Raw genomic sequence first — 8893 nt, forward strand, 5'->3', positions numbered from 1 at the left:
TTGCGCGGCCACCCGGGGCAACCGGGAGGAAACGCATCGGGACGTGGCGCAGCTTGGTAGCGCACTTGACTGGGGGTCAAGGGGTCGCAGGTTCAAATCCTGTCGTCCCGACTGGAGACAGTCGCAGATCAGGGCCGGTTTCGGAGCAATCCGAAACCGGCCCTTGATCGTTTTTGGGGAACGCCGGACGTGATCGGGGTCCGGTACGAGCTGGACACCTGGATCGCGACCCCGGTCCACCCCTGAGGGCTGTCCCGCCATCCCAGGCGCGCGCGGCAGGAGCCGGATCGGGGAGCCCGTAGGCCGGCTTTCGCCATCCCGGCGAGCGAGCCGGAACATCCACGATGCGCGGGATCGCCGGGGATGGCGGGAACGAGCTCAGGGCCGTCGGCCGCCGATCCCGAATGTGTCGTGGAACAGTGCCACGGTCGCGGCCACATCCGCGACGAACCGGGCGACCTGCTGCTGGGTCCGCTCGGTCCGCTCCTCCCGGCTCGCCGTCAGCGCGGCGGCCCGGCTGTCGAGTTCCGCTGTCCGTCGCTCCAGCCGCCCGCTGCCCCAGCGGGTACGGGCCCGTCCGGCCCGGCCCCGTAACTCATCGGCCCGGCGGGGCAGGCCCGCCAGCTCGGAGGCGTCGGACAGCGCGGTCTCCACAGCCTCGACGGCAGCCGTCTGGGCGCGGAACAGGGCCAGCCGCACCGGCCCCACCGCCAGCAGAAACGCGTCGCTCCCGATCCGGTGTCCCTGCGCCCAGGAGTCCCTCGCGATCCGTACGTCCTGCTCGAAGGAGGCGATGTGCGGATTGCGGTTGTTCTCGAACGTCAGCCCCGTCCGCAGGATCCGGTCCGCCAGCTCGACATCGGGCGGAGTGGCGGCGACCGCTTCGGCGACCAGATCCCAGGTGTGTGATCCGGGCTGCAGGAGGTCGGCGAACGCCCGGACACAGCTCTCGTCCGCCAGCGCCGCCGGATCGTAGCCCTGCCGCCGTATGTCGGCGATCGCCGCTTCCAACAGTTCGGCCACAGACATCAAGGTCCTCCAGGCGGGCTCTCGGGTGCCTCACGGGGGCGACGGTCGGCGAGCCTATCGGCCCTGGGGCGCGTTCGGCACTCCGCCCGCACCGCACCAATGGGCCTTGTGTGCCTGCCAGTTGCCACAAGACCGGCCCCCGCGACCGCCCGGGGATCCGGGCCGGTGCCTGTGCCGCCCGTCGACGGGCGGCACAGGCACCTTTGAGACTCGTCCCGCCTCGCACCGGAACCCGCAGCCGTCGTGCTGTCGGCCCCTCGTGGCCCGGCCGCCGCGCCGCGGCGCTCAGGACGGCCGGCGTTCTCACCCGACCGGGTCAGCGTCCTCACCGTCCGCTCCAAGGGCCGATTCGCCCCGTCCGAGCGGTCTGCCGACCGTTCGGCGCCCCGTGCCCCCGGCCGTTGAGGGTGGGGCGTCATGCTGGACCCGCGAACCCAGCCCTGGCATTCAGATCATCCCGATATGCCCTTTTCGGGTGGGCGTTTTAGCCTGCTGACACTGCTCGAATAGGTGACAGCCGGCTCCGTCGGCAGAGGGCGAGCTTCCATGGCTGAGCAACGTAGAAAGTCCGGACTGGTCGGCGAGATGTCCGCCGAATTCGCGGGCACGATGATCCTCATCCTCTTCGGGTGCGGTGTCGTGGCCCAGGTGGTGGCGGGCGGAGCCCTGACCGATCCGCCGGGCGGGCTCGGGGACCACGACAGCATCGCCTGGGCGTGGGGGCTGGGTGTCACGCTGGGCGTCTATGTGGCGGCGCGGCTGAGCGGGGCCCACCTCAATCCCGCGGTGACCCTCTCGCTGGCTGCGTTCAGGGGGTTCCCGTGGAGCAAGGTGGCTCCCTACGCCCTGGCGCAGACGGCCGGTGCGTTCGTGGCCGCACTCCTCGTCCGCTGGAACTACAGCGAGGCGCTGGCGAAGGCCGACCCCGGACACACCATCAAGACACAGACGGTGTTCTCCACACTGCCGGCCAACGGCAATCCGGCTCTGCCGGTCCATGAATGGGGTGCGTTCCGTGACCAGGTCATCGGCACCGCCATTCTGCTGCTGCTGATCATGGCCATCACGGACCTGTTGAACACCCCGCCCGGCTCGAACCTGGGCGCCTTCATCATCGGCCTGGTCGTGGTCGCGATCGGCATGGCCTGGGGTACCAACGCGGGTTACGCGATCAACCCCGCCCGTGACTTCGGCCCCCGGCTGGCGAGCTTCATCACCGGCTACGGCGGTGCGTGGCGGGATCAGTACGGGAACTTCTACTTCTGGGTGCCCATCGTGGGCCCGCTGGTCGGCGGTCTGCTCGGCGCGGGTCTCTACAAGGGCTTCGTCGGGCGGTTCCTGCCGTCCGCGGTACCCGAACCGCCGGGACGCGTCCCGGCATCCAAGGGCTGACCACACCGGCCGGAGAGGCGGTACATCATGGCGGACTTCATTGGCGCGGTGGACCAGGGCACCACCAGCACTCGATTCATGATCTTCGATCACGGTGGCAACGAGGTCGCCAAGCACCAGCTGGAGCACGCCCAGATCCTGCCCCGCTCCGGCTGGGTGGAGCACGACCCGGTGGAGATCTGGGAACGCACCAACTCGGTCATGCAGAACGCTCTGCGGTACGGCGGTCTGTCGCCGAGCGACCTGGTGGCCATCGGGATCACCAACCAGCGTGAGACGACGGTGGTCTGGGACCGGCGCAACGGGCGGCCCTACTACAACGCCATCGTGTGGCAGGACACCCGCACCGACACCATCGCGGCGAACCTCGAACGCTCGGGACAGGGCGAGGTCATCCGCCGCAAGGCCGGGCTGCCGCCGGCGACCTACTTCTCCGGCGGCAAGATCCAGTGGATCCTGGAGAACGTCGACGGCGTACGGGAAGCGGCGGAGGCCGGTCATGCCATCTTCGGCAACACGGACGCCTGGGTCCTGTGGAACCTGACCGGCGGCCCCGACGGCGGCATCCACGCCACCGACGTGACCAACGCGAGCCGCACCATGCTGATGAACCTGGAGACCCTCGACTGGGACGAGGAACTCATGGGCTTCTTCGGCATCCCCCGGGCGATGCTTCCCACGATCAACCCCTCGTCGCACCCGGAAGCCTACGGTTCCACCCGCACCTCCCGACCGCTGCGTGCCGCCATTCCCATCGGCGGTGTCCTCGGCGACCAGCAGGCAGCCACCGTCGGTCAAGTCTGCTTCGCCCCCGGCGAGGCCAAGAACACCTACGGGACCGGCAACTTCCTGCTGCTCAACACCGGCACCGAGCTGGTCCGCTCGCAGCACGGCCTCCTCACCACGGTGGCCTACCAGTTCGGCGACAGCCCCGCGGTCTACGCGCTGGAGGGTTCCATCGCCGTCACCGGATCCGCGGTGCAGTGGCTGCGCGACCAGCTGAAGATCATCAAGACGGCCGCGGAGAGTGAGGAGCTGGCCCGGAGTGTCGAGGACAACGGGGGCATGTATTTCGTTCCCGCGTTCTCCGGCCTGTTCGCGCCGTACTGGCGCTCCGACGCCCGCGGGGCGATCGTCGGCCTGGCCAGGTACAACGACAACGCCCACCTGGCACGGGCGACTCTGGAGGCGATCTGCTACCAGAGCCGCGATGTGGTCGAAGCCATGGAGCAGGACTCCGGTGTCCATCTCGACGTGCTCAAGGTCGACGGCGGTGTCACCGCCAACGACCTCTGCATGCAGATCCAGTCCGACATCCTCGGTGTCCAGGTCAGCCGCCCCGTCGTCGCGGAGACGACTGCTCTCGGCGCCGCCTACGCGGCGGGGCTGGCCATCGGTTTCTGGCAGAACACCGACGAACTGCGCACCCAGTGGCACGAGTCGAAGCGGTGGTCGCCCCAGTGGTCCGAGGAACAGCGCGCGGAAGGCTACGCGGGCTGGAAGAGGGCCGTGGAACGCACCCTCGACTGGGTGAAGGTCCCCTGACCACCGCTGTATCCGGCGACTTCTTTCGTGTCGTGGCGTCGTCCCGAGAGGGCGGCGCCACGACGCGTGCTGCACGCGTGGGGCGGTGTCCACCGCGTCCGCTGCTGCTCCGTCTGTCCCCACCGGGCAGCGGGGACGAGCGCCCCGGCCTGAAGCCGACCAGGCTCTGGGCATGGGCCGGCCGGAGAACCGCGAGGGTGGCCCGGCTGGTCCGTGAAGACGCAGAGGCCGTACCGGGAGATCTCCGGTACGGCCTCTGCGTGGGTGACGGACTGTGCGGGGGAGTCTTCGGCGGGGCGCCCGACGCCATAGCGGGCGCGTCGTCCGTCCCGCGTCTCAGACGAGAAGCTTGGCCTTGGCCTTCTCGTACTCCTCCTGATTGATGTCGCCCTTGTCCTTGAGCTCGGCGAGCTTGGCGAGGTCGCTCACATGGCCGCCGGTGCCGGACCCGCCCTCCGTGCCCGCGGCCTGCTTCACGTACTGGCGGAACGCCGCCTCCGAGTCCTTGGCCTGTTCGGCGTCCCGGTGGGCCATGCCGCGGCCCCGGACGATGAGGTAGACCAGCACGCCGATATAGGGCAGCAGGATGACGAAGACCAGCCAGCCCGCCTTGGCCCAGCCGTTGAGCGAATGGTCCCGGAAGAGGTCCGTCACCACCTTGAACAGGAGGAAGAACCACAGGACCCAGAGGAACAGGTAGAGCATGGTCAGAAAGAGGTTCAGCAGCGGGTAGTCATCCATGAGCGCCTACTCCAATCACGCGAATGGTGACTTATTCATACATCTGGCCTCTTGGTTCCGCATCTGTAGGCGTCCGGAAGGGGCATGGTCGCTGCCGGTTCAGCCGGAGAGTGTGTCCAGGAAGGCGAACAGCTTGTTCCGGGTGCGTTCGATCTGCTGCTCCAGGGTCAGGGACTCCTCGAAACGGGCCCCGGGCGCCGGAACCTTCTTGCCCCGTACGTACAGGGAGCAGTCCAGGTCGGTGCAGAGGTAGATCCCGACGGAATTCCCGTCCCGGCCCGCCTGTCCCCGCTTGCGGGCGGTCATCAGGGAGACGCCGCTGCCCGGATGGGTGGTCAGGCAGACCGAGCACATGCTGCGGTGGAGGAAGCCGCGCTGATGGGACGGAAAGCGCAGGGTGATGCCGACGAGCGTGCCCCGGAGCTCGGTGACGATGTAGCTGCGGTCGGGCGCGGAGAGATCGCGCCAGCCCAGGAAGTCCAGATCGTCCCACCGGCGCTCGTCGAGATCGCGCGGCATCGGGAGACGCTTCGCCTCGCCCTTGGAACAGTTGACGAACGATGCGCGGATGTCCTGCTCGCTGACGGCTCTCATGCCGACGACGCTAGGTGTGCCTATGACTCCTAGGCAAATGATTAAGAGCTATAGGAGCTGTCCGAGAGGGCGATGCGCAGCAGGTGGGCCGGCGGATGCGCGAGGGCGAGGTCCGGCCGCCAGGCCGCCAGGACCTGCGCCGACGGGTCGAAGAGCGGGCCGGGCAGCGCTTCGGGGGAGATCCACTGCCAGGTGCTGATCAGATGGGGCTCCGTGACCTGCGGCACGCCGGCCCCGAGCGTCACCGATGCCGCCATGCTGATGCGGTTGATGCCGGCGACCACGTCGTGCAGCATCGCGAAGACGTTCACGGCGGCCTCCTCGACCTCCAGACCGGTCTCCTCGCGCAGCTCGCGCACGGCCGCGGCGGCGACGGACTCGTGGGTCGGGTCGATCTTGCCGCCCGGCAGCTCCCAGGTGCCGCCGTGATGCCGTCCGAGCAGGACGCGTCCCTGTCCGTCCTGGACGATGACCCCCACCCCGAGCGCGGCCTGCGCCACCGGCGGGCGGGTATTGCGGTTCGGGCCGGTGGTGGACTCGCCTGTCATGGTGCTGTGCTCCTTGTGCGCCGTACGGGAACCGTTGTTCCTTGCGGCCATCCTCACATTGTCGGGGTGCTGGGCGGTCACCCGGGCGGATCCGCTCCGGCGCCTCCGCGCGGAGCCAGGAGGGAGGGGCTGCGGTGCGGACAGGGTTCAGGTGATGAGCCGCAACGAGGTCGCGGAGATGCCGAGCCGTACGGTCTGGCCCCAGGTCAGTTCCAGGGCATCGGACTCCATGCCGTCCCCGAACACCACGATCCGGTCCGACTCGACGGTGAGCCGGAGCCCCTGCCCGGGGCCCAGTGCGCCCGCGACCCGCGAGGTGCCGGTCGCGGGTGAGGGCCATGCCTCGCGTACGAACCAGAGCAGCCGCGGATCGGACGGTGCGGGCAGCTCGGGCACGCCGCCGCGCTCCAGCCACAGGGAGCGGAGCCATCCGGTGGCGCCGGTGCCCGTTCCGACCAGGACGCCCGACGACGCCTGTGCCTCTGCGGCGGTCGCCGGGTCGTCGGGGCCCAGACGGTAGCGCGCGGTCTGGTGGCCGGGCGGCCCGAGATAGATCTCGTTCAGCGCGAGCAGCCGTTGGGTGTCGTCGGCGACGGCCTCGACCATGGTGAGCTCCTCCACCGCACCGCCGGGCGCGGCGGCCGTACGGAGCAGGGCGGCCGCGTCGGCGGGGCGGTGGCGGACCAGGACACCGGGGTTGCGCCCGGGATCGGTGTCGATCCCCACCACCGGCTGGCCCGAGAGGTACTTCGCGGCATTGGCGACCAGCCCGTCCTGTCCGACCACGACCACCACGTCCTCGGGAGCGAAGAGGAAGCGGTCCAGATCCGCGCGCTCCACCCGGGAGCCGCGCCACTGCAACGGCACGGCGGCCGCCACCTCGGTCAGTGCCCGCCGCGTACGGTCATGGCGCCGGGCCACCTCGTCGATCGACCGGCCGCGGCTGGACAGGAAGAACGCGGCCTGCCCGTGCGTCCCGTGCCGGGCGAGCAGTTCCTCGTACTCGGTGGTCCGGTGCACGAGCACCGCGCGCGGGGCGAGGCTCATGCCTCCGTCTCCGGGTCCGGCCGGCCGAGCTTGGCGAGCAGTCCGGTGAGGACGTCGGGGGACAGGGTGAGGCTGTCGATGCGCGGCAGGTTCTCGGCCAGCCGCGTCACCGCCAGGGCGTGCAGTGTCGTCGGGTCCACCTCGGCGTGCACCCGCAGCCAGGCCGCCTGGGCCTCGGCGCGTGCCGCTCCGGTGTCGCGGGCCGCCGCCGCTTCCGCGCGTGCGAGTCGCACCGTGCGGGTCGCCTCGGCCTCGGCGCGTACCGAGTCGGCCGCCGCGTTCTCCTCGGCCGCGCGCCGGGCGTTGGTGCCACGCTGCTCCACCAACTGCTCTTCCCTGCGTGCCAGTTCGATCTGGCTGCCCAGTTCGTTCTCGGCGATGACGCGCTCCCGCTCGACCGCGACGGCCCGGCGTTCGTAGGTGGCCCGGTCGGCCTCCTGCTGGATCTGCTCGCGGGCCGGGGTGCGCAGGGCGCGCTCGACCTCGGCCTCGGGGCGGATCGCCACGACGCGCACGGCCACCACGTCGATGCCGGTGGCGGGCAGCCGGGGTTCGGCCGCGAGGCCCGTGGCGACCCGTTCGCGTACCGAGGCGACCCCGTCCACCAGTGCGGCGGCGAGCGGGGTGCGGGCCAGGACGTCCAGGGCGTGCTGCTGTGCGGTCTCGGTGAGCAGGGTGGCGATCTGTTCCAGGGGCGCGCTGCGCCAGTCACCGGTGTCCGGGTCCACGGAGAAGTCGAGGCGGGCCGAGGCCGCTGCCGGGTCGCTGATCCGGTACGTCACGGTCGCCTGCACGGTCACGTCCTGGAAGTCGGCCGTACGGGCGTGGAACGCCATGGCCAGCTCGCGGTCGTTCACCGGCACTTCGGACAGTGCGGCAGTCAGTGACCGGTACCAGAAGCTGAGCCCGGGGCCGTCGTGGGCGAGCTTGCCGCGCTTGTGGTGGCGGATGTGTGCGGTGGGCGCGGAGCGCAGATGGCGCCAGCCGAAGCGCTTGGTGATGTCGGCCATGGGACCCCCTCGATCTTGTCGGTGAGACGATAAGGGGCGCCAAGGAATATCGTCAAGGGGACGAGAAAGGGGTCCTGGTGAGATATCTGGCCGGTACCTCCCCGCCGCCGTGCACGGCCAGGTCGGCGCCGTTGACGTACGGTGCCAGCCCGCCGGCCAGATAGAGACAGGCGTGGGCCACGTCGTCGGGCACCGCCGGCCGACGCATCGCCAGGACGTCCGCCATCGCCGTCCCAGCGTTCTCGCCGTGGACGGAGGTGGTGCTCTCGGTGCGGACCGGCCCCGCCGTGATGTGGTTGACGCGTACCCTCGGCGCCCATTCCAGGGCCAGTGCCCGCGTCAGCCCCAGCAGGCCCGCCTTCGCCGCGGAGTAGGCGGCGGTCCCCGGCTGCGGGTGGTGTGCGGAGACACTGCCGATGTTGATCACGCTGCCGCCCTCCGGCTGCTCCCGCATGACCAGGTTCGCGGCCTGCGCCACATAGAAGGGGGCCAGGAGATTGAGGGCGACGACCTTCTCGACGAAGCGCGGGGAGACGGTCGCCGCGTCGGCGTCGGGGGAGCCGCCCGCGTTGTTGACGAGTACATCGAGCCGGCCGAACCGCTCGACGGCCGCCGCCACCAGTGCGGCGGCGGCAGCGGGGTCCCGGACGTCCGCGACCCGGAAGAGGGCCGGTCGCCCGCCCGCCGACGGCAGCTCCGCCGGTTCGCCGCGCCCGCACACCATGACGTCCGCGCCCGCGGCGAGGAACGCGGCGGCGATCGCCGCGCCGACGCCCTTGGTGCCTCCGGTGACGAGCACCGCCCGCCCGGAGAAGTCGATCGGATTGCCGATGCCCATGGTCCGCCCTCCATCGGTGTGGAACTGACGAATCTACCAATCATTTGTTTGGCGACCTAGGGTGCGCCGGGCCGCCGGGTGCGCCAGGACCGCCGGGTGTGCCGGGTCTGCCCGCGCGACGGGGTGCGGCGCGCCGGGGGTGCGGCCGG

General features: G+C 70.5%; 9 protein-coding genes and 1 tRNA gene. 3 read left to right on the top strand and 7 right to left on the bottom strand.

Features of this window, described 5'->3' with window-relative positions; genetic code table 11:
- The first annotated feature begins 37 nt into the window (after positions 1-37).
- Positions 38-111 (top strand) — tRNA-Pro (locus A6A29_RS22100).
- Positions 112-378: 267 nt separating this feature from the next.
- Here A6A29_RS22100 and A6A29_RS22105 read toward each other — a convergent pair.
- Positions 379-1029: a hypothetical protein gene (locus A6A29_RS22105; protein ID WP_143197031.1), complete on the bottom strand. Its 651-nt coding sequence runs from the start codon at positions 1027-1029 to the stop codon at positions 379-381.
- A gap of 546 nt (positions 1030-1575) precedes the next feature.
- Here A6A29_RS22105 and A6A29_RS22110 point away from each other — a divergent pair.
- The gene (locus A6A29_RS22110) at positions 1576-2421 is read left to right on the top strand and encodes an MIP/aquaporin family protein (protein WP_073722224.1); all 846 of its coding nucleotides are present in this window, start codon (positions 1576-1578) and stop codon (positions 2419-2421) included.
- A 27-nt stretch (positions 2422-2448) separates the two neighbouring features.
- Positions 2449-3966: a glycerol kinase GlpK gene (gene glpK / locus A6A29_RS22115; RefSeq protein WP_073722225.1), complete on the top strand. Its 1518-nt coding sequence runs from the start codon at positions 2449-2451 to the stop codon at positions 3964-3966.
- A 336-nt stretch (positions 3967-4302) separates the two neighbouring features.
- Here the strand turns inward: glpK and A6A29_RS22120 are convergent, their stop codons facing one another.
- From A6A29_RS22120 to A6A29_RS22145, 6 genes are all read right to left on the bottom strand, one after another.
- Positions 4303-4707 carry an SHOCT domain-containing protein gene (locus A6A29_RS22120; protein ID WP_073722226.1) on the bottom strand — a complete coding sequence of 135 codons (405 nt, stop codon included), beginning with the start codon at positions 4705-4707 and terminating at the stop codon, positions 4303-4305.
- A gap of 99 nt (positions 4708-4806) precedes the next feature.
- Entirely contained in the window at positions 4807-5301 is a 495-nt protein-coding gene (locus A6A29_RS22125) for an FBP domain-containing protein (protein WP_073722227.1), read from the bottom strand.
- Between the two features lie 41 nt (positions 5302-5342).
- Complete coding sequence (locus tag A6A29_RS22130) at positions 5343-5849, bottom strand: nucleotide triphosphate diphosphatase NUDT15 (protein ID WP_073722317.1); 507 nt, start codon at positions 5847-5849, stop codon at positions 5343-5345.
- Positions 5850-5996: 147 nt separating this feature from the next.
- Positions 5997-6896: an NAD(+)/NADH kinase gene (locus A6A29_RS22135; RefSeq protein WP_073722228.1), complete on the bottom strand. Its 900-nt coding sequence runs from the start codon at positions 6894-6896 to the stop codon at positions 5997-5999.
- Positions 6893-7906 (bottom strand): SPFH domain-containing protein, encoded by a 1014-nt coding sequence (locus tag A6A29_RS22140; protein ID WP_073722229.1) that lies wholly within the window; start codon positions 7904-7906, stop codon positions 6893-6895. The genes A6A29_RS22135 and A6A29_RS22140 overlap by 4 nt, the downstream gene beginning before the upstream one ends.
- 52 nt (positions 7907-7958) lie before the next feature.
- Positions 7959-8744 (bottom strand): SDR family oxidoreductase, encoded by a 786-nt coding sequence (locus A6A29_RS22145; protein ID WP_073722230.1) that lies wholly within the window; start codon positions 8742-8744, stop codon positions 7959-7961.
- Positions 8745-8893 lie beyond the last annotated feature (149 nt).

Source organism: Streptomyces sp. TSRI0281 (genome assembly GCF_001905125.1).
Classification (GTDB): domain Bacteria; phylum Actinomycetota; class Actinomycetes; order Streptomycetales; family Streptomycetaceae; genus Streptomyces.